Origin of the sequence: Streptomyces sp. NPDC051561, assembly GCF_044454195.1 — a bacterium.
GTDB lineage: Bacteria > Actinomycetota > Actinomycetes > Streptomycetales > Streptomycetaceae > Streptomyces.
This window is the reverse complement of record NZ_JBITDM010000004.1, coordinates 90,933-110,335: the sequence shown is the minus strand read 5'-3', so window position 1 is coordinate 110,335 and position 19,403 is coordinate 90,933. Positions and strand designations below refer to the sequence as shown.

The following is a 19,403-nucleotide window of genomic DNA, read 5'->3' as shown; positions in this document are numbered from 1 at the left end:
GCGGCGGTCCCGCCCTCCGGAACCGCGCCGCCGGTCGGACAGCTGCTGCGCCGGTACGCCGCCCTGGGCGAGGCCCTTTCCTGCGAACGGGTCACCGAGGGCCTCCTGAACCGTGGCTTCCGGTTGGCCACCACCCGTGGCCAGTTCTTCCTCAAGCACCACCTGGACGGCGACCCCGCCCTGATCGCCCGCCAGCACCGCGCCACCCAGCGCCTCAAGGAACTCGGTGTGCCCGTCGCCCCGCCCGTCGAGGACGCCGACGGCGACACGGTGGCCGTGATCGGCGGCCGCTGCTACGCCCTGCACCCCTGGATCGACGGCCGGCACCGCGACGGCGCACAGCTCACCGAGGCCGAGTCGCTGCACCTCGGCTCGCTGCTCGGTGTCGTGCACACCCTGCTGGACCAGGTCATGGAGTCGGCCGCCGGACTCGACGGCGGGCACGACAGCGCGGATCCGCGCGACAGCTTCGAGACGATCGAGGAACTGCTGTTGCTGGCCCGTCGGCCACGCCCCCGGGACCCCTTCGACGTACTGGCCGAACACCGCCTCCTGGAGCGGCGCACCCTGCTGGAGCGGCACGCCCACCGCCGTCCCGCGCCGGGCGCCGAGCCGAGTCCCGGGTGGGTGCACGGCGACTTCCACCCGCTGAACCTGCTCTACCGGGGCGCCGAGCCCGCCGCCATCGTCGACTGGGACCGGCTCGCCGTGCAGCCCCGCGCCGAGGAGGCGGTACGTGCGGCCGCCATCTTCTTCGTACGCCCGGACGGTGAGCTGGAGCTGGACAAGGCCCGCGCGTACGCACGCGCCTACCGGCGCTCGGCGGGTGTGGGGGAGGCCGAACTGGCCGCCGCCGTGCACCGGGTGTGGTGGGAGCGGCTGAACGACTTCTGGATACTGCGCTGGCGCTACCAGCTGCACGACCGAAGGGCCGACCCGCAGTTTCCTGCGGCGTCGGCCCTGGCGGTCTGGTGGACCAAGGAGTACGAGGCGGTGCTGGACGCCTTCGCGGGGTGAGCGGGGGCCCTGAAGCCCGGGCCGCCGGGTGAGCGGCCCGGGACTACGCGGTGGTGCCGCCCGCCGCGGGGTTCGTACCCGGGTCGCCGGCTCCGCCCGGAGTTCCTGCGCCGCCGACCGGGTCCGTGCCGGGGTCCGGCGCCGGGTCAGTGCCCGGGTCAGTGCCGGGGTCCGTGCCCGGGTCCGTACCGGGATCCGTACCCGGGTCGGTGCCGGGGTTCGTTCCCGAGCCGCCGTTGGCCGGGTCGCTCGTCGGGGGCTTGGTCGGGAGCGTGGGGTTGGTGGTGGGCTTGCCGGTCGGCGGCTTGTTGGTCGGCGGCTTGGAGGTTTCCTTGGTCGGCTGGTTGCCGCCGGTCACAGTGCCGCCGGTCACGGTGCCGTTGTCGGTGTTGCCGTCCGTGTTGCCCTCGGTGTCGCCGGGCGTCTCGTCGTCCTCGGTGGGCGTGGGGGTGCCCTCGGACGGGGAGGACGGGTTGCTGGAGACCGTGGGCTCGGGCTTCAGCTTGCCGCCCGAGTCGTTCATCTGGTTCACGGCGTACGCCACACCGCCCGCGATGGCGAGGATCGCCAGGATCGCGAAGACCCACATCTTGGCGCGGCTGGTGCCACCGCCGTCGTCGTAACCGTCGTCGTACGAGCCGTCGTTCGGGTTCTGCGGCGGCAGCATCGCGCCATTGGGCCGGAACTGCGAGGTGTCCCCGTGCTGCGGGTGCCCCATCGCGGCGGTCGTCGCGGCCATCCCGTGCGCCGGGGTGTAGCCGCTCTCGTGCATGTCGACGGGACCGGTGTTCCAGGTTCCGGTGTGGCTGCCCTGCTGCTGGAGCATCTGGAGGCCGTACTGGACCAGACCGCGCATCTCCTCCGCGCTCTGGAACCGGTCGTCCGGGTCCTTGGCGAGGGCGCGCATGGCCAGCCCGTCGAGCTCCGGAGGCGCCACGTCCGACATCTCGGAGGGCGGAACCGGAAGGTCCTGTACGTGCTGGTAGACCACCGACAGCGGCGTCTCGCCCATGAACGGAGGCCGCAGCGCCAGCAGTTCGTACAGCAGACAACCGGTCGCGTAGAGGTCGGAGCGGTGGTCGACGGCCTTGCCGAGCGCCTGCTCGGGGGAGAGGTACTGCGGGGTGCCCATGACCATGCCGGTCTGCGTCATCGTCGACTGCACGCCGTGCAGGGCGCGGGCGATGCCGAAGTCCATGACCTTGACGGCGCCGGTGTGCGTGATGATCACGTTCGCGGGCTTGATGTCACGGTGCACGATGCCGTGCTGGTGGCTGTACGCGAGCGCTTCGAGCACGCCGGAGACGATGATCAGCGCCTGCTCCGGGCCCGGCGCTTCCGCGTTGAGCAGCAGGTCACGGATGGTGTTGCCCTCGACGAGCTCCATCACGATGTACGGCACGAGATTGCCGTTGATGCGGTCCTCGCCCGAGTCGTACACGGCGACCACGGCATGGTGGTTGAGCCCCGCGACCGACTGCGCCTCACGCGTGAAACGGGCCTTGGAGACCGGGTCTTCGGCGAGGTCGGAGCGCAGCAGCTTCACGGCGACGGTACGTCCCAGACGTACGTCCTCGGCCGCGAAGACCTCCGCCATGCCGCCTCTGCCGAGACGGTGCGTCAGCCGGTAACGGCCATCGCCGACAAGTCCGCCCATACCGAACGATTCCGGCAGGTCAGACACTCCACCGCCGGTGTCCTCGGGTTCGGGTGCCATCAGTCCTCGCCGTCATCATCTGTCCGCACCCGGGGGCCTCTCGGCCTGCGCCCGGATCACGGTGGTCCACATGGTTCTCCGCCACGTCACGCTACAGCCTTGTACGGGGCGCCCCTGCGCCGAGATGGACCTGCCATCAAAACCGTTGCGCCTGTACCCGTGCAAATTACCCGCCCTTCGGGCACTGCCGGATAACGCTTCCGCGACCGTTCCTTGCGCGTACGGTCACGGAACGGGCACCTCGCTTGACGTCTCCTGCCCCTCGGGCAGACTTGGCCGGTAATGAGGGATGATCGCGGATTGTCTCGGTACGCGGACACCGTGACGCGCATCGCTTCAGCACCACGCATGCACCAGAACAATGGACTGACGCGGAACCACCGCGCCGAGGGGGATGCACAGTCATGAGCCAGGACGGCACGCAGGGCCGGTACGCGGGCGGTTCGGTGGCAGGTGGTCGGTACCAGCTCCGCGACCTGCTCGGCGAAGGCGGAATGGCCTCCGTCTATCTGGCCTACGACTCGGCGCTGGACCGCCAGGTCGCGATCAAGACATTGCACACGGAACTGGGGCGCGAAGCTGCTTTCCGCGAGCGCTTCCGCCGTGAGGCCCAGGCCGTCGCCAAGCTCTCGCACACCAATATCGTCTCGGTCTTCGACACCGGCGAGGACGACCTCGGCGGCGCCCAGATGCCGTACATCGTCATGGAGTACGTCGAGGGCCAGCCGCTCGGCTCGGTGCTCCAGGCCGACATCAACGCCCACGGCGCGATGCCCGCCGACAAGGCGCTGAAGATCACCTCGGACGTGCTTGCGGCGCTGGAGACCAGTCACGAGATGGGCCTGGTGCACCGCGACATCAAGCCCGGCAACGTGATGATGACCAAGCGCAATGTGGTCAAGGTCATGGACTTCGGCATCGCCCGCGCCATGCAGTCCGGCGTGACCTCCATGACCCAGACCGGCATGGTCGTCGGCACCCCGCAGTACCTCTCGCCCGAGCAGGCGCTGGGCCGTGGCGTGGACGCCCGCTCCGACCTGTACTCGGTCGGCATCATGCTGTTCCAACTGCTCACCGGGCGGCTGCCGTTCGAGGCGGACTCGCCGCTGGCCATAGCGTACGCACACGTCCAGGAGGAGCCGGTCGCTCCGTCCTCCATCAACCGGACGATTCCGCCGGCCATCGACGCGCTCGTCGCCCGCGCGCTGAAGAAGAACCCGAACGAGCGCTTCCCCAGCGCCGCCGCGATGGCCGACGAGTGCGCGCGGGTGCTCTCCACGGTCCAGCCGGGTGCCGCACCGATGATCGTGCCGGGCAGCGGTCCCGCCCAGGGCAGCGGCTCGGGCGTCGGCTCTGCGGTCTTCCCGCCGGTCGACCAGTCCGGCTACGCGCAGCCCGGCAGCGTGCAGACGCCGTACCAGCCGCAGACACCGGGCCCGAGCCCGTACGGCCCCGCGACCCCGGCGCCGATGCCCACCCCGGCACCCGCACCGTCGGCCGCCTACGGCTATCCGCACCAGGGCGGGTACGCGACGCCCGCCCCGGCGCCGTACACCGCGCAGCCGATGACGGCGGGTCAGGGGAGCACGCCGCCCGCGAAGAAGAACAACCTGCTGGTCGTCGGCGCGATCGCGGCGGCGCTGATCGCCATCGGCGGCGTGGTCTACGCCCTCCTGCCCACCGAGGAGCCGAAGACCGAGGGCGGCGGCCAGACGACCGGGCAGAAGGAGGGCTTCAAGGGGCCCGACATGGCGAAGACCATCGACAAGACCAAGTGCACCAACCCGGACGAGGACGACCTCGACCCGTCCAAGATCAAGGCGCCCGACTTCGTCTACAAGAATATCCGCTCCGTGAAGGACTGCCTCACGGCGCAGGGCTGGCGCTACGAGGTCAAGGAGGTCGACGAGAACCAGTGGGGTCAGGAGACGGTCATCAACCAGTACCCGCCTTCCGGCAACGCGGTCGACCCGAAGACGACCAAGTTCGAGCTGCAGGTCTCGACGGGCAACCCGGCGCAGTAGCCGGGGGCCCTGGCTGCGGGCCCTTTTCGTGCTTCCTCTCGGCTGCGTTCTCGAAGAGCGGTCCGGTACACCCTCGGGGGTGCCGGACCGCTCTTGTGCGTCGCGCCGGGGTTCCGTATGCGTCGGCCCGGATGCCCGTTCTGTAGCGGTATGTGACGCTGAGTCGTAATGGCTCTGCGGTACCGGACGGGAGGCGGTCGCCCATGATTCCCAGGCTCCGTGCGAGGTTCGTCGCCGTGTCGGCGGCTGCCTTGCTGTGGTGTCTGATGTGGTGCGTCCCCTTCGCTTCCGCGTCAGTCGGGGCTTCCGCGTCTGTGGGAACTTCCACGTCTGTCGGGGCTTCCGCATCAGTCGAGTACGTCGTGGAATCCTCGCCGCACGGGGGCTCTCGCGCCCTGGGCGTCGCGCCGAGGGCTGATCCCGACCCGCGGGCGCACGGTAACCGTCTCGCCGGGCGGCAGGCCGGGGCCGGGCGGATCCGGCCCGGTCGCGCACCTGAACCGGAAGCGGTACAGCCGGTTCAGGTGTACGTTCCGCAGCCCCCGCGCCGTCCTGCGGCCAGCCGTCCGACCACCCCCAGCGCCGCACCCAAAACCCCTGCTCAGGGGCGCTTTCGGCAGGCTACTGCTGACCCCGAACCGCTCGGTTTCAGACCGGTGTCACTGGGGGCCGGAATCGTGCTGGTCGGGCTGGGACTGGGGTTCCTCGGGATGCGACTGCGTCGCCAGTGAAGTCGTAGGCCTCCCGGATCCAGGCTTGCCAGCAGGAGCATACTCGGTATAGATACTGAGTATGTCGATCCGCCACGGGCTTCTCGCCCTGCTTGAACAGGGCCCCCGGTACGGTTCCCAGCTGCGTACCGAATTCGAGTCCCGCACCGGCGCCACCTGGCCGCTGAACGTCGGTCAGGTCTATACGACGCTCAGCCGTCTGGAGCGCGACGGCATGGTCGCCCCGGACGGCGACGACGACGCGGGACACCCGCTGTACGCGATCACCGACACCGGCCGCGAGGAACTGCGCCAGTGGTTCGAGCGTCCCGTCGACCGCACCAGCCCGCCCCGCGACGAGCTCGCCATCAAGCTCGCCATGGCCATCGGCGCACCCGGTGTCGACATCCAGGCCGTCATCCAGGCCCAGCGGCACGCCACCCTGAAGGCGATGCAGGACTACACCCGGCTCAAGGCGCAGGCCCTGATCGCGGTCGAGTCCAGCAGCGTCCGGGACACCGGCCGGGGGCGCGACGACGTGGCATGGCTGCTCGTCCTGGAGCAGCTGATCTTCCAGACCGAGGCCGAGGCGCGCTGGCTCGACCACTCCGAGTCCCGGCTGGTGAGGCTCTCCGCGACGGCCGTGCGGCGAGCCCCTGTGCCCCAGGCCGACACCTCGGCAGCCGCCACTGCCGACGCCACCGCTCGGGTGCGCCCCGGCCGACGCTGAGCCCTCGGCCGCCGACCACCCGCAGCCCGCAGGACTCCGGCTTCCGGCTTCCGTACGCCCAGCCGGCCGCCCGCAAGACTCCGACTTCCGTACGACCAGCCGCTCCGCACCCCGTGCCGACGCGGCCCTTCCAGGGGGGACCCACACCCATGCCCGACCAGTCCCATCAGCCCCATGCGTCACAGCAGCCCGTGCTGCAGCTGGAGCAGCTGACCCGTGTGCACGGCAGCGGCGCCACCGAGGTGCACGCCCTGCGCGGCGTCAACCTCTCCGTCTTCCCCGGTGAACTCGTCGCCGTGATGGGTCCCTCCGGCTCCGGCAAGTCGACCCTGCTCACCATCGCGGGCGGCCTCGACAACCCGACCTCGGGCCGGGTCATCGTCGAGGGCACCGACACCACGCAGATCAGCCGCAAGGCGCTCGCCGCGCTGCGCCGCCGCAGCATCGGTTACGTCTTCCAGGACTACAACCTCATCCCGGCGCTGACCGCCGCCGAGAACGTCGCCCTGCCCCGCGAGCTGGACGGGATGTCCGCCCGCAAGGCCCGTGTCTTCGCCCTCGCCGCGCTGGAGGAGATGGACCTCGGCCACCTCGCCGACCGCTTCCCGGACGAGATGTCCGGCGGCCAGCAACAGCGGGTGGCCATCGCTCGCGCCCTGGTCGGTGACCGCCGTCTGGTCCTCGCCGACGAGCCCACCGGCGCCCTGGACTCCGAGACAGGCGAGTCCGTGCTCGCGCTGCTCCGGGCACGCTGCGACGCGGGCGCGGCCGGCATCCTGGTCACCCACGAGCCGCGCTTCGCTGCCTGGGCGGACCGGGTGGTCTTCCTGCGCGACGGCTCCGTGGTGGACGAGACCATGCGCAGCGACGCCGAGTCGCTGCTCGCGGCGAGCACCACGGGTGCCGGTTCCTTCGACTCCGGGTTCGACTCCGGCTTCGGCTCCACCGGTCAGGCGGGCGCGAAGTGACCGGTTGGTACCACTCCTGGCTCGCGGCGATCCGCATAGCCCGCCGCGACGCCTGGCGCTCCAAGGGCCGCAGCATCCTGGTCCTCGCCATGATCGCGGTGCCGATCATCGGCGTCAGCGCCATCGATGTCACCCTGCGCAGCGCCCAGCTGACCGCAGAGCAGAAGCTCACCCGTGAACTGGGCGCGGCCGACGCCAAGTTGACCGACACCGGCTGGGGCGGCCTGGCCGTCATCCAGCCCCCGGACCCGCGCTACCAGGGCGCCGAGCCGGCCGTGGGCTACGACGCGTACAACAACAAGCCCATGCCGGAGGGCAAGGCCGACCTCTCCAAGGCCGTCCCGGCGGGCACCAAGATCCTCACCGACACCAAGGCGACGGCCCGGCTGCGCACCACGCACGGCCTGCTCGACACCGAGGTCCGTGAGATCAAGGCCACCGACCCGATGGCGGCGGGTGCCTTCGAGCTGACCGGCGGGCGCTTCCCCGAGAAGGCCGGCGAGGTCGCCGCGACCGACCACTTCCTGGAGGCCGGCGGGCTGAAGGTCGGCGACACCGTCTCCGCCCGCTCGCTCGACACCAAGTTCACCCTGGTCGGCTCCTACGAGCTGCCCAGCAGCCTGAATACTGACCAGATCACCGCCCTGCCGGGGACCTTCCTCGCACCGCTGGACAAGGCGCTGCAGAAGGAGGGGCTGCCCGCCGTCGGCGGCAGCACCTCGTACTTCGCCTCCGTCGGCGGCGAAGGTTTCACGTGGAACATGGTCAAGGCGGCCAACGCCAAGGGCGTCGAGGTCACTTCCCGGGCCGCGATCCTCTCGCCGCCGCCGGACTCCGAGGTCCCGTACTTCAAGAGGAACGGGCTCCCCGACGGCGACGACCGTGACAAGACCAACGAAATGCTGACCATCGCCGCGACCATCGTCGTCCTGGCCCTCCTGGAGATCTGCCTGCTGGCAGGGCCCGCCTTCGCGGTCGGCGCCCGCCGCTCGCGCCGCCAGCTCGGCCTGGTCGGCGCCAATGGTGGCGACCGCCGGCACATCCGGGCCATCGTGCTCTCCGGCGGACTGGTCATCGGTGTGGTGGCGGCCCTCGTCGGCACCGTCCTCGGCATCGTGCTGACCCTGGCATTGCAGCCGGTCCTCGAAGGGGTCCTGGGCGAGCGGTTCGGCACCTTCACCCTGCGCCCGCTGGAGCTGCTCGGAATCGGTCTGATCGCCGTGCTCACGGGACTGCTGGCCGCGATCGTGCCCGCGATCACCGCCTCCCGGCAGTCCGTACTGGCCTCGCTCACCGGTCGGCGCGGGGTGCGCCGCACCAGCCGGGTGCTGCCGGTGATCGGCCTGATCGCCGTCACCATCGGTGCGGCGATAGCCCTGTACGGGTCGATGGCCAGCGACAACTACCTCCTGATCGCGGGCGGTAGCGCAATCGCCGAACTGGGTGTGGTGGCGCTGACACCGGTGCTGGTCGGAGCGTTCGGCCGGATCGGCGGCTGGCTGCCGCTCTCGCCGCGGCTCGCGCTGCGCGACGCGGTGCGCAACCGGGGGCGTACGGCGCCCGCCGTCGCCGCGGTGCTGGCCGCCGTCGCCGGAACGGTCGCGGTGGCGACGTACGCCGCGAGCCAGGACGCCCAGAACCGCGCCAACTACCAGGCGCAGCTTCCGTACGGCAGTGGTCACGCGGTCACCGACGAGGGGGGCGGGCGCGATGTGCCCGCGATCCGCTCGGCGGTGCAGACGAACCTCTCACTCGACGCGCTCGCCGAAGTGCGGCGCATCGTCGTCGGCAGCAAGAACTGCACCGAGTACAACGACGACAAGAAGTGCGGCATCGTCGAGGTCGTCGTCCCGAAGGCCAACCGCTGCCCGCTGTTCGACGGCCCCCAGGGCCCCGAGAGGTTCCCCGTCGCCGAGCGGCGCAAGCTGGCCGCGGACTGGCGCTGCAAGTCCCCCCACCCGGGCGGCACCGCACCCAGCTCCTACGGGGTCACCATCGGCGACGAGAAGGTGCTGAAGGCGCTCGATATCACCGACCCCGGTGTGGCCGCCGCCCTCGCCCAGGGCAAGGCCGTCTCCTTCAACCGGGCCAATGTGGTGGACGGCAAGACCGGCCTCCGCCTCGTCACCGACCGCGACAAGGCCGACACCGCGATGTCCGAGGGCAAGGACTCACCCGGTGAGGTGCGGCAGCTGCCGGTGTACCAGGCGCCGCCGAGCGTCAACCCGTTCGGCATGGAGGTGCTGGTGCCGCCGTCGCTCGCCCGGTCCGCCGGATTCACCACCGTTCCCTACGGCGTGCTCTTCTCGACGTCCGCGCTGCCCAGCACCGAGCAGACGCAGGCGCTGACCGCGGCCTACGACAAGATCGGTCTCAAGACGGGCGTCATGGGTGGCGGCCCGGTCATCGAGGCCGGGTACACCAGCAAGAACAACATCGTGATGCTGGCCCTGGCCGTGTTCGCCGGGCTGATCACCATCGGCGCGGCCGGCATCGCCACCGGGCTCGCCCAGGCCGATGCGGAAGCCGATCTGAAGACCCTCTCCGCGGTCGGCGCTCCGCCACGGGTGCGTCGCGCCCTCAGCGGGTTCCAGTGCGGAACGGTCGCCCTGATGGGGGTGGTCCTGGGTTCGGCGGCGGGTGTGCTGCCCGCGGTCGGGCTGATCTTCGCCCAGCAGCGGCAGTCCGCCGCCAACCACCAGGAGGCCCTCGACCAGGGCTGGGACGCCGGCGAGCAGGTTGCCGAGCTGGCCGTGGTGATCCCGTGGGAGACCCTGGCCGCCCTCCTGGTCGCCGTACCGCTGGGTGCGGCTCTCCTCGCGGCGCTGGTCACCCGCTCCCGGGGTGCGCTGGCCCGTCGCGCGGAGGCCTGATCCCGGCCGCCTGCCCCGGCGCACTGGGGAAGCTGTGCCCCCGCACGAAGGTGGATCACCTTTGTGCGGGGGCACACCCACTTGTGAAGCACGTGTACGAGAGAATGTCGGCATGGAGATGCCGAGGAGTGAACGGTCGCAGGAGAGCCCCCAGGTCCTGGTCGTCGGACAGGACGGAATGGCGCTCGGCGGCGGTGACGACGAGTCGCGCGAGGTGCCTGTGACGGACATGGTCGAACAGCCCGCGAAGGTCATGCGGATCGGCAGCATGATCAAGCAACTCCTGGAGGAAGTCCGCGCGGCTCCCCTGGACGAGGCGAGCCGGGTACGGCTCAAGAACATTCACGCCAGCTCGGTGAAGGAGCTGGAGGACGGTCTCGCCCCCGAGCTCGTCGAGGAACTGGAGCGGCTTTCGCTGCCGTTCACCGAGGAGGCCATCCCCTCCGAGGCGGAACTGCGCATCGCCCAGGCCCAGTTGGTGGGCTGGCTCGAAGGTCTCTTCCACGGCATCCAGACCGCGCTCTTCGCCCAGCAGATGGCGGCCCGCGCCCAGCTGGAACAGATGCGGCGGGCGCTGCCGCCCGGCACCTCGCACGAGGACGACGAGGACGACGGACACCAGGCCGCCCGCACGGGCGGGCCGTACCTGTAGGCGTACGCGACCCGGTGGGCGGCACGCGGGATGCGGGCCGTGGTCGGTGAGCAGGGCCGCACAGCAGTTGGCCCCGGTTCCCGCCGCAGGTGCGGCGGGAACCGGGGCCAACTGCTGTGCGGTGCCGGTCAGCCGGTGGTGAGCAGGATCTTGCCCACGTGACTGCCCTCGTCCAGCGCCTTGTGACCCTCGGACGCCTGGTCCATCGGGAAGACCCGGTCGACCACCGGACGCACCCGGCCCGCCGCGATCATCGGCCAGACGTGCTCCCGCACGGCCGCCACGATGGCCGCCTTCTCACCCAGCGGGCGCCCGCGAAGCGAGGTCGCGGTGATCGCGGCACGCTTGCGCAGCAGTGCGTTGAGGTTGAGCTCGCCCTTCACCCCGCCCTGGAGGCCGATGATCGCCAGCCGGCCGCTGGTGGCCAGCGCCTTCACGTTCTGGTCCAGGTACTTGGCGCCGATGATGTCGAGGATGACGTCCGCGCCCTTGCCGTCGGTGGCCTTGCGCAGCTCCTGCACGAAGTCCTGTTCGCGGTAGTCGATCAGGATGTCCGCGCCCAGTTCCTCGCAGCGCGCCAGCTTCTCCGGGCCGCCCGCCGTGACGGCGACCCGGGCGCCGATCGCCTTGGCCAGCTGGATCGCCATGGTGCCGATACCGCTGGCGCCGCCGTGCACCAGCAGCGTCTCGCCGGCACGCATGTGAGCGATCATGAAGACGTTTGACCAGACAGTGGCCGTCACCTCGGGCAGCGACGCCGCCGTCACCAGGTCCACCCCGTCGGGCACCGGCATCAGCTGTCCAGCCGGTACGGCGACCTTCTGGGCGTATCCGCCGCCGGAGAGCAGCGCACACACCTCGTCGCCGACCGCCCAGCCGTGCACCCCGGCGCCGAGCGCCACGATGCGGCCGGAGCACTCCAGGCCGGGGTAGCGGGAGGCGCCGGGCGGCGGTTCGTAGAAGCCCTGGCGCTGGAGGAGGTCGGCGCGGTTGACCGCGCTCGCGGCGACCTCGACGAGCACCTCGCCCTCGTTCGGGACGGGGTCGGGGACCTCCGCCCAGACGAGTGCCTCGGGGCCACCGGGTTCAGGGATCGTGATCGCATGCATGGCCACGAAACTACCCCCGGTGCCGGTGATCAGTCCGAAGAGCCCCCGGACCGGCGGCGGACTGTCGAAGTGGTACCTATTCCGCCGAGGTGAGCCGTACGCTGTCGTCCCCGTCGGAGCTCGACGACGCCCGGACGATCGCGATCACCCGGTCGGTGATCTGGAGCGGGCTCGCCTTGGGGTCGTCGTAACCGAGCAGCCGGTGGCCGCGCAGCACGCTCACCACCAGGTCGTCGGTCTCCCGGACGTTCTTGCCGACCTCGCTCTTTATGACCGGCCGCTCGATCAGGTCGAGGCCGCTGCCCTGCTGGATCAGGTCCTCCATCACCGTGCCGGCGCTCGGGCTGAGCACCGAAAGGCCGAGCAGGCGGCCCGCCGCGCTGGCGCTGGTGATCACGGCGTCCGCACCCGACTGGCGCAGCAGCGGGGCGTTCTCCTCCTCGCGGACCGCGGCGACGATCTTCGCGCCGCGGTTGAGCTGGCGGGCGGTGAGGGTGACCAGGACCGCGGTGTCGTCGCGCTGGGTGGCAATGACGATCTGCCGGGCACGCTGAAGTTCGGCCCGCAGCAGTACGTCGCTGCGGGTGGCGTCGCCGACCACCCCGGTGATCCCCTCGGCGTTGGCCGTCTCGATGACCTTGAAGCTCGGGTCGACGACGACGATCTGTTCCTTCTTCAGGCCGGTGGCGAAGAGGGTCTGCATCGCAGACCTGCCCTTCGTGCCGTACCCGATGAGGACGGTGTGGTCTCGCAACTGGGACCTCCAGCGATTCAGCCGGAACTCTTCCCGCGTCCGCTCGGTGAGGACTTCGAGAGTGGTGCCGACCAGGATGATGAGGAAAAGCACGCGCAGCGGCGTCACGAGCAGCACATTGGTGAGCCGCGCGCTGTCGCTGTACGGAACGATGTCGCCGTAACCGGTGGTGGAGAGGGTGACGGTCGCGTAGTAGACGGAATCCAGGAGATCCACGCCGCCGTCGGAGTTGTCGTGATAGCCGGCCCTGTCGAACCAGACAATCAGCACGGTCACCCCGAGCACCACCATCGCCATCATCAGCCGCTTGCCGACCTGCCGCAGAGGTCGCTCGACCACCTGCTTGGGAAGCTTCACCGGGGCGGTGTTCAGATGCTCGTCGGCCGCTCTGGCCATGGCGTCATCGCCGGGCAGTTTCACGTGAAAAATCCTTCACTGGGGCGTCGTCGGCGCTGTTTCACGTGAAACATCCTTCATCACGGCTTCGTTGGTGGCGTTTCACGTGAAACATCCTTCTGCCCAGGGCAGGTCGAGGATCTCCAGCACGTCCCCGGCCCGTGCGCCGCCTGGCGGTACGACGGCGAGACCGTCGGCCGACGCGACCCCGCGAAGCATCGCGGGACCGTTGTAGTGCAGCGGTACGGCGTGCTCGGCGCCCGTCCGTGAATCGACGCGGTGAGTGATCGGCACGAGCCGGGTGGAGACCGGGTGGCCGGGAATCTCGTCGCGCACCGGGGCGCGGTACGCCTCGCGGACCGCGCGGTGCGCGAGGGTGCGCAGCAGCGGTTCGGCCAGGGTGAGCAGGCCGGAGACGGCGGCCAGGGGGTTGCCGGGAAGCCCCACCAGGTGGGTGTCGGGGGTGAGACGGGCCAGCAGCATGGGGTGGCCGGGGCGGACCTCGACGCCGTCCACAAGGAGTTCGGCGCCGGTCGCCCGGGCCTCGGTGAGGAACGGCCTGACGTGGTCGACGGGGCCCGCGGCCGTGCCGCCGGTGGTAACGATCACGTCGGCCTCGGAGCCGAGGATCGCCTTGCGCAGTGCCTTCGGGTCGTCGCCCAGGCAGCGGGTGTCGAGGACCTCGGCGCCCAGCGCCCGGAGCCAGGGGGCAAGCAGCGGGCCGAGCGCGTCCCGGACCATGCCGTCCTTGGGAAGCCCCTTGGTCAGCAACTCGTCGCCCAGAACGAGCACTTCGACCGTGGGGCGGGGGATCGTCAGCAGTTCGTCGTACCCCGCTGCTGCGGCGAGACCGAGCACCGCCGGGGTGACCACGGACCCGGCGGACAGCAACAGGTCGCCGGTGCGGCACTCCTGGCCGCGCGGACGGATGTCCTGGCCGGGGATCACTTCGCGGCAGGCGTGCAGCCGGAGCTTGGCGTCATCCACGCGGGCGTGCTCGCTGCGGATCACGGCGGTCGCCTCGGTGGGGATCCGGGCGCCGGTGGCGATCCGGACCGCCTCGCCGTCGGCCAGGGGTTCGGCGGTGGCGTGGCCCGCGAGGATGCCGACGCCCTCATGGAAGGACCAGGGGCCCGGTCCTGCCACGGCCCAGCCGTCCATGGCGGAGGTGTCGAAGGAGGGCAGGTCGGTGAGGGCTCCCAGCGGCTCGGTGAGCACCTGCCCGAGTGCCTGTTCCAGGGGTACGCGGCGGGGGCGTGCCGGGGCGTTGCGGCCGGCGTGAGCGGCGGCGGCGCGGGCAGCTTCCCAGGAGCTGGCTTCGGGGTGGGGATCGGGGGCGGCAGTGGGATCGGCCGGGGCTGCTGCCTCTGCGGAGGGTGCGGAGGAGCCGTAGGAGGGGCCTGTCGGTGCGGTGCCCTGCGCGGTGTTCTGCCCCGTGCTCGGGGCCGGTACGGCGCGCTGCTCGCGGCTGACCAGGGCCAGGGCCTGGTCGATGCCTTCGATCTCGTGGTCGGCGCTCATGCGGGACCTGCCTGGGAGGTGTCGGTGTCCTGCGTTTCCGCAACCCAGCGGGCGGCCAGGGCGGTGGCCTTGTGGACGGCTTCGGCGACGGCCTGCGGGCCCTCGCTCCGGGCCCGTCCGGCCGCGTACCCGACCAGGAAGGTCGTCAGGGGAGCTGCGGGTCGGGCGACGCCGTGCGCGGCGTCGCGCGCGAGGTCGAGGAGGAGGGGGATGTCGACGTCGAGATCGACACCGAGTTCGTCCTTGACTGCGGTGATCCATTCATCCAGCACGTGCCCATGCTCCCTGATGCGGGCGCGGGCCGTCGCGATGTCCTCCCAGGTGTCGCAGTCGAACGAGGCGAGGGGAGCGGCCGTGGCGACGCGGACGAGGGCGAGTGTGGCGGTGAGAAGCCGGAGCGGCAGCCCGGTGAGAGACCCGTACTCCGTTGCCAGCAGGCCGAGTTCGCGGCGCAGGGACTCCGCCCGGTAGACGGCGACCAGCGGCTGGTCGCGGCCGCCCGGATCGACGAGGAGTGCTCCCTCCGTCTCACGGCCCGCCCCGCGCGCGTCTGCCGGCGGCTCCGGGGCCGGCGACGGAAAGGACTTCGCGTCCGGGGCCGGTGGCAGGGAGCGCTTCGCGTCCGGGGCCGACGATTCCAGCGCACGTACGAGAGCTGCCACGGTCGCCCGGTCGACGAATGGCAGGTCGACCGAGAGCACCACGACGAGTTCGGCCCGGGTCTTCCGCACTCCGGCTTCGAGTGCGGCCAGCGGGCCACCGCCCGGCGGTTCCTCGCGCGCCCAGGTCACGGGGCGCGCGGTGGCGCGGTGGCCCCCGACGATCACGGTCGTCCCGGCCCCGTCACAGGCCGTCAGTACCCGGTCGAGCAGGGTTCGTCCGCCCACCGGGACAGCCGCCTTGTCCGCCCCGCCGAGGCGGCGTCCGGCGCCTCCGGCCAGCACGACGGCGTCATACGCAGCAGCACTCGGGGCACTCATCGCACTCATGCACCGAAGTATGTACGGCCCGCCCCCGCGGGCGACGGGCCGTCCCGCCTCACGGCGGCAACCGGGAGGCGGGGCCGGGCGCAACCGGGAGGCGGGACCGGGTGGCATCCGGGAGGCGAGGCCGGGTGACACCGCAGCAACGGCGTACTGGCTGCCGCGCCCGGCGGTCAGAGTGTGCGCAGCAGCAGCTCCGGGTGTTCCACACAGTCGGCGACGTAGCGCAGGAAGCCCCCGGCGGTGCCGCCGTCGCAGACCCGGTGGTCGAAGGTCAGCGAGAGCTGGACCACCTTGCGTACCGCCAACTCTCCCTCGTACACCCAGGGCTTGGGCACGATGCGGCCGACGCCGAGCATCGCCGCCTCCGGGTGGTTGATGATCGGGGTGGAGCCGTCGACGCCGAACACGCCGTAGTTGTTGAGCGTGAAGGTGCCGCCGGTGAGCTGGGCCGGAGTGAGCTTGCCCGCCCTGGCCGCGTCGGTGAGCCGGACCAGTTCCTCGCCCAGCGACTCCACGTTCCGGGTGTGGGCGGCGCGCACCACGGGAACCACCAGACCGCGCTCGGTCTGCGCGGCGAACCCGAGATGCACCTCGGGCAGCCGGACTACCTCGCGGGCGTCCATGTCCACGGTCGAGTTCAGCTCCGGGAACCGGGCCAGGGCCGCCGTGCAGATCCGGGCGAGCAGTGCCAGCACGGAGACCTTGGGGCCGTTGCCCACACTGTTCATCGCCGTCCGGGCTGCCATCAGCGCGGTCGCGTCGGCGTCGACCCAGCAGGTGGCGTCCGGTATCTCGCGCCGGCTGCGGGACAGCTTGTCGGCGACCGCGCCGCGTACGCCCTTGAGGGGGATGCGCTCGGCGGTACCGGCGGGCGCCGGCCTCTGCACGGGTGCCGTGACCGCCACGGGGTCGGGCTCCGGCTGACGTATCGCCTGCTCCACATCGCTGCGGAGGATCAGGCCCTCCGGCCCCGACCCGCTCAACTGCCGCAGGTCCAGGCCATTATCACGGGCCAGGCGGCGTACGAGCGGCGAGATGACCGGCACAGGACCGGTATCCGCGACGGGAGCCACAACCGGGGCCGCAGCCACCGGAACCGGGTCAGCGACCGCCGCCCGCCCGTTCACAGCCCCCTCGGCACGCACCCTGCGCCGCCGCGCCGCCGGAGCGGTGGTGCCGTAGCCGACCAGGACGTTCCCCGAACCGGAGTCGCCACCGGAATCGGCACCGGAGCCGCTACGGGAGCCGGCATCGGACCCGCCCGAAGAACCCGAGCCGGCGTCCCCGCCGCCCATGGCCGCGCCGTCCGCCCCCACCGCCACCGTCAACAGCGGCGACCCGACCGGCAGTTCCGTCCCCTCCTCGCCGAAGCGGGCCGTCACCACGCCCCCGTACGGGCACGGCACCTCGACCATCGCCTTGGCCGTCTCGACCTCGACCACCGGCTGGTCGACGGCGACGACGTCGCCCACCTCCACCAGCCAGCGCACGATCTCCGCCTCGGTCAGCCCTTCACCGAGATCCGGCAGCTTGAACTCCAGACTCGCCATTCCGGACACCCGGGCCATCACGCCTCCCACTGGAGCCGCGCGACCGCGTCCAGCACCCGGTCCACACCGGGCAGATGGTGGCGCTCCAGCATCGGCGGCGGATAGGGAATGTCCAGCCCCGCGACCCGCAGCACAGGCGCCTCCAAATGGTGGAAGCACCGTTCCGTGATGCGTGCGGCGATCTCCCCGCCGGGTCCGCCGAAGCCGGTGGACTCGTGGACGACCACCGCGCGCCCGGTGCGACGTACCGAAGCCGCGACCGTCTCGTCGTCGAACGGGACCAGCGAGCGCAGGTCCACGACCTCCAGGTCCCAGCCTTCGGCCGTGGCGGCCTCGGCCGCCTCCATGCACACCGGCAGCGAGGGCCCGTAGGTGATCAGGGTGGCGCTGCGGCCCGGGCGGCGTACGACCGCCTTGCCTATCGGCGCGACGGCGGAGGGCGCCTCCGGAGACCAGTCGGCCTTCGACCAGTACAGCCGCTTGGGCTCCAGGAAGACCACCGGGTCGTCCGAGGCGATGGCCTCGCGGAGCATCCCGTAGGCGTCCTCGACCGTGGCCGGAGTGACGACGTGCAGGCCGGGGGTGGCCATGTAGTAAGCCTCGGAGGAGTCGCTGTGGTGCTCGACGCCGCCGATGCCGCCGCCGTACGGAATGCGGATCGTCATCGGCATCGGCACGGCGCCACGGGTGCGGTTGCGCATCTTGGCGACATGGCTGGCAAGCTGCTCGAACGCCGGGTATGCGAAGGCGTCGAACTGCATCTCGACGACCGGCCGCAGCCCGTACATCGCCATGCCGACGGCCGCCCCGAGGATTCCCGCCTCGGCCAGCGGTGTGTCCGTGCAGCGGTCCTCGCCGAACTCCTTGACCAGCCCATCGGTGATCCTGAAGACCCCGCCGAGCGCACCGACGTCCTCACCCATGACGTGCACGGTCGGGTCCTCGGCCATCGCGTCGCGCAGCGCCCGCTGGAGGGCCTGCGCCATGCTCGCCGGCTTCGCCGCCGTCTTCTTCTCCGCCACGGTGGTCATCGCCCCGCACCTTCCGCGTCGCTCTCGGCCTCGGCGTCGAGCTCGGCACGCAACTGGGCCTCCTGCTCGCGGAGTTGAGCGGTCCGCTCCGCGTAGACATCCGTGAAGAGGTCCATCGGGTCGATCACCGCCTCCGCGTTCATCCGCGCCCGCAGGTCGGCGGCCATCGTCTCGGCGGCCTCCTTGGCCTCCCGTATGCCCCCGTCGTCCAGCAGCCCGCGCTCCGTCAGCTCCCGCTCAAGCAGTGCGATCGGGTCGTGGTCGCGCCAGGCGTCAACCTCCGTGTCACCCCGGTAGCGGGTGGCGTCGTCCGCGTTGGTGTGGGCTTCCATGCGGTACGTCACGGCCTCGATCAGGGTCGGACCGCCACCGCGCCGGGCGCGCTCCATCGCCTCGGTCAGCACCTCGTGCATGGCCGCCGCGTCGTTCCCGTCGACCAGCCGGCCCGGCATTCCGTAGCCGACCGCCTTGTGGGCGAGGGAGGGCGCGGCGGTCTGCTTGGCCAGCGGAACGGAGATCGCGAACCCGTTGTTCTGGACCAGGAAGACCACCGGGGCCTGCCACACGGCCGCGAAGTTCAGCGCCTCGTGGAAGTCGCCCTCGCTGGTGCCGCCGTCGCCGACCATCGCCAGTGCCACCACGTCGTCGCCCTTGAGCCTGGCCGCATGGGCGAGACCCACCGCGTGCGGCAGCTGGGTCGCGAGGGGGGTGCACAGCGGCGCTATCCGCACTTCGCGCGGGTCGTACCCGGTGTGCCAGTCGCCGCGCAGCAGCGTCAGCGCCTGGACGGGGTCCAGACCGCGCGCCACGGCGGCGAGGGTGTCGCGGTACGAAGGGAAGAGCCAGTCCTGCTCCCTGAGCACCAGCGCGGCCGCCACCTCGCAGGCCTCCTGACCGGTGCTGGAGGGGTAGACGGCGAGCCTGCCCTGCCGGGTGAGGGCGGTGGCCTGCGCGTTGTACCTCCGGCCGCGCACCAGTTCGGCGTAGAGCCGGCGCATCAGGGCGGGGTCGAGCCCGGCGGCGGCCGGGGTGCCGAGCACCCGGTACGGCTCGGGGTCGGGGAGCAGCGGGGCGGGGTCGGTCCGGGGCTTCCAGGCAGGGGCGGGGCTGGGCCGGTAGGCCGTGCTGCCCGGCATCTCTTGAATCGTCACGACGAACACCTCCTCTTCGGGAGCGGTACGCAGGCGCGGAGCGAGCGGTACGCAAGTGGTGCATAGCGGTCGGAGGGAGCACCGCGCCCCACAGGCGGGATGTGGTGCCTCTCACCTACCGATTGTTCGGTCGTGGATGCATTTTGGCTACAGGCGGCATCAGCCTGTGGACAAACGGTTCTGCAGGGCCTGGGATGGGAACAGGACGTCCATG

General features: G+C 71.3%; 14 protein-coding genes. 6 read left to right on the top strand and 8 right to left on the bottom strand.

Going from position 1 to position 19,403, the window contains the following annotated elements; genetic code table 11:
- Nucleotides 1-42: 42 nt before the first annotated feature.
- Nucleotides 43-1,017 (top strand): phosphotransferase, encoded by a 975-nt coding sequence (locus ACIA73_RS11385; RefSeq protein ID WP_399438579.1) that lies wholly within the window; start codon nucleotides 43-45, stop codon nucleotides 1,015-1,017.
- 43 nt (nucleotides 1,018-1,060) lie between these two features.
- Here the strand turns inward: ACIA73_RS11385 and ACIA73_RS11380 are convergent, their stop codons facing one another.
- On the bottom strand, nucleotides 1,061-2,734 hold the full coding sequence (locus ACIA73_RS11380; RefSeq protein WP_399438166.1) for a protein kinase: 1,674 nt from the start codon (nucleotides 2,732-2,734) through the stop codon (nucleotides 1,061-1,063).
- Between the two features lie 404 nt (nucleotides 2,735-3,138).
- Between ACIA73_RS11380 and ACIA73_RS11375 the strand changes: the two genes are divergently transcribed.
- From ACIA73_RS11375 to ACIA73_RS11355, 5 genes are all read left to right on the top strand, one after another.
- The gene (locus tag ACIA73_RS11375; RefSeq protein ID WP_399438165.1) at nucleotides 3,139-4,758 is read left to right on the top strand and encodes a protein kinase; all 1,620 of its coding nucleotides are present in this window, start codon (nucleotides 3,139-3,141) and stop codon (nucleotides 4,756-4,758) included.
- Nucleotides 4,759-5,550: 792 nt separating this feature from the next.
- Nucleotides 5,551-6,198: a PadR family transcriptional regulator gene (locus tag ACIA73_RS11370; RefSeq protein ID WP_399438164.1), complete on the top strand. Its 648-nt coding sequence runs from the start codon at nucleotides 5,551-5,553 to the stop codon at nucleotides 6,196-6,198.
- 149 nt (nucleotides 6,199-6,347) lie between these two features.
- Nucleotides 6,348-7,166, top strand: a complete 819-nt coding sequence (locus ACIA73_RS11365) for an ABC transporter ATP-binding protein (RefSeq protein WP_399438163.1) — start codon at nucleotides 6,348-6,350, stop codon at nucleotides 7,164-7,166.
- The gene (locus ACIA73_RS11360) at nucleotides 7,163-10,039 is read left to right on the top strand and encodes an FtsX-like permease family protein (RefSeq protein ID WP_399438162.1); all 2,877 of its coding nucleotides are present in this window, start codon (nucleotides 7,163-7,165) and stop codon (nucleotides 10,037-10,039) included. The genes ACIA73_RS11365 and ACIA73_RS11360 overlap by 4 nt, the downstream gene beginning before the upstream one ends.
- A 112-nt stretch (nucleotides 10,040-10,151) precedes the next feature.
- Nucleotides 10,152-10,691, top strand: a complete 540-nt coding sequence (locus ACIA73_RS11355; protein ID WP_399438161.1) for a bacterial proteasome activator family protein — start codon at nucleotides 10,152-10,154, stop codon at nucleotides 10,689-10,691.
- A gap of 128 nt (nucleotides 10,692-10,819) precedes the next feature.
- Here ACIA73_RS11355 and ACIA73_RS11350 read toward each other — a convergent pair whose 3' ends face one another.
- From ACIA73_RS11350 to pdhA, 7 genes are all read right to left on the bottom strand, one after another.
- Complete coding sequence (locus ACIA73_RS11350; protein WP_399438159.1) at nucleotides 10,820-11,800, bottom strand: NAD(P)H-quinone oxidoreductase; 981 nt, start codon at nucleotides 11,798-11,800, stop codon at nucleotides 10,820-10,822.
- 76 nt (nucleotides 11,801-11,876) lie between these two features.
- Nucleotides 11,877-12,974 (bottom strand): potassium channel family protein, encoded by a 1,098-nt coding sequence (locus tag ACIA73_RS11345; RefSeq protein ID WP_399438158.1) that lies wholly within the window; start codon nucleotides 12,972-12,974, stop codon nucleotides 11,877-11,879.
- Between the two features lie 78 nt (nucleotides 12,975-13,052).
- On the bottom strand, nucleotides 13,053-14,471 hold the full coding sequence (locus ACIA73_RS11340; protein ID WP_399438157.1) for a molybdopterin molybdotransferase MoeA: 1,419 nt from the start codon (nucleotides 14,469-14,471) through the stop codon (nucleotides 13,053-13,055).
- A complete protein-coding gene (locus tag ACIA73_RS11335; protein ID WP_399438578.1) occupies nucleotides 14,468-15,451 on the bottom strand; it encodes a DUF6457 domain-containing protein in 984 nt (327 codons plus the stop codon). Before ACIA73_RS11335 ends, ACIA73_RS11340 begins: the two co-directional genes overlap by 4 nt.
- Nucleotides 15,452-15,627: 176 nt before the next feature.
- Nucleotides 15,628-17,007, bottom strand: a complete 1,380-nt coding sequence (locus ACIA73_RS11330; protein ID WP_399438156.1) for a dihydrolipoamide acetyltransferase family protein — start codon at nucleotides 17,005-17,007, stop codon at nucleotides 15,628-15,630.
- A gap of 17 nt (nucleotides 17,008-17,024) precedes the next feature.
- Entirely contained in the window at nucleotides 17,025-18,038 is a 1,014-nt protein-coding gene (locus ACIA73_RS11325) for an alpha-ketoacid dehydrogenase subunit beta (RefSeq protein ID WP_399438155.1), read from the bottom strand.
- Nucleotides 18,035-19,189, bottom strand: coding sequence for a pyruvate dehydrogenase (acetyl-transferring) E1 component subunit alpha (gene pdhA / locus ACIA73_RS11320; protein ID WP_399438154.1), 1,155 nt, complete (start codon nucleotides 19,187-19,189; stop codon nucleotides 18,035-18,037). The genes ACIA73_RS11325 and pdhA overlap by 4 nt, the downstream gene beginning before the upstream one ends.
- Between the last annotated feature and the right edge of the window lie 214 nt (nucleotides 19,190-19,403).

What these genes read in the sequence shown, in the direction of transcription:
- ACIA73_RS11380 (WP_399438166.1), bottom strand. Translation starts at nt 2,734, where the DNA reads ATGGCACCCGAACCCGAGGACACCGGCGGTGGAGTGTCTGACCTGCCG.
- ACIA73_RS11325 (WP_399438155.1), bottom strand. Translation starts at nt 18,038, where the DNA reads ATGACCACCGTGGCGGAGAAGAAGACGGCGGCGAAGCCGGCGAGCATG.
- ACIA73_RS11365 (WP_399438163.1), top strand. Translation starts at nt 6,348, where the DNA reads ATGCCCGACCAGTCCCATCAGCCCCATGCGTCACAGCAGCCCGTGCTG.
- ACIA73_RS11335 (WP_399438578.1), bottom strand. Translation starts at nt 15,451, where the DNA reads ATGAGTGCCCCGAGTGCTGCTGCGTATGACGCCGTCGTGCTGGCCGGA.
- ACIA73_RS11370 (WP_399438164.1), top strand. Translation starts at nt 5,551, where the DNA reads ATGTCGATCCGCCACGGGCTTCTCGCCCTGCTTGAACAGGGCCCCCGG.
- ACIA73_RS11355 (WP_399438161.1), top strand. Translation starts at nt 10,152, where the DNA reads ATGGAGATGCCGAGGAGTGAACGGTCGCAGGAGAGCCCCCAGGTCCTG.
- ACIA73_RS11330 (WP_399438156.1), bottom strand. Translation starts at nt 17,007, where the DNA reads ATGGCGAGTCTGGAGTTCAAGCTGCCGGATCTCGGTGAAGGGCTGACC.
- ACIA73_RS11375 (WP_399438165.1), top strand. Translation starts at nt 3,139, where the DNA reads ATGAGCCAGGACGGCACGCAGGGCCGGTACGCGGGCGGTTCGGTGGCA.
- ACIA73_RS11340 (WP_399438157.1), bottom strand. Translation starts at nt 14,471, where the DNA reads ATGAGCGCCGACCACGAGATCGAAGGCATCGACCAGGCCCTGGCCCTG.
- ACIA73_RS11350 (WP_399438159.1), bottom strand. Translation starts at nt 11,800, where the DNA reads ATGCATGCGATCACGATCCCTGAACCCGGTGGCCCCGAGGCACTCGTC.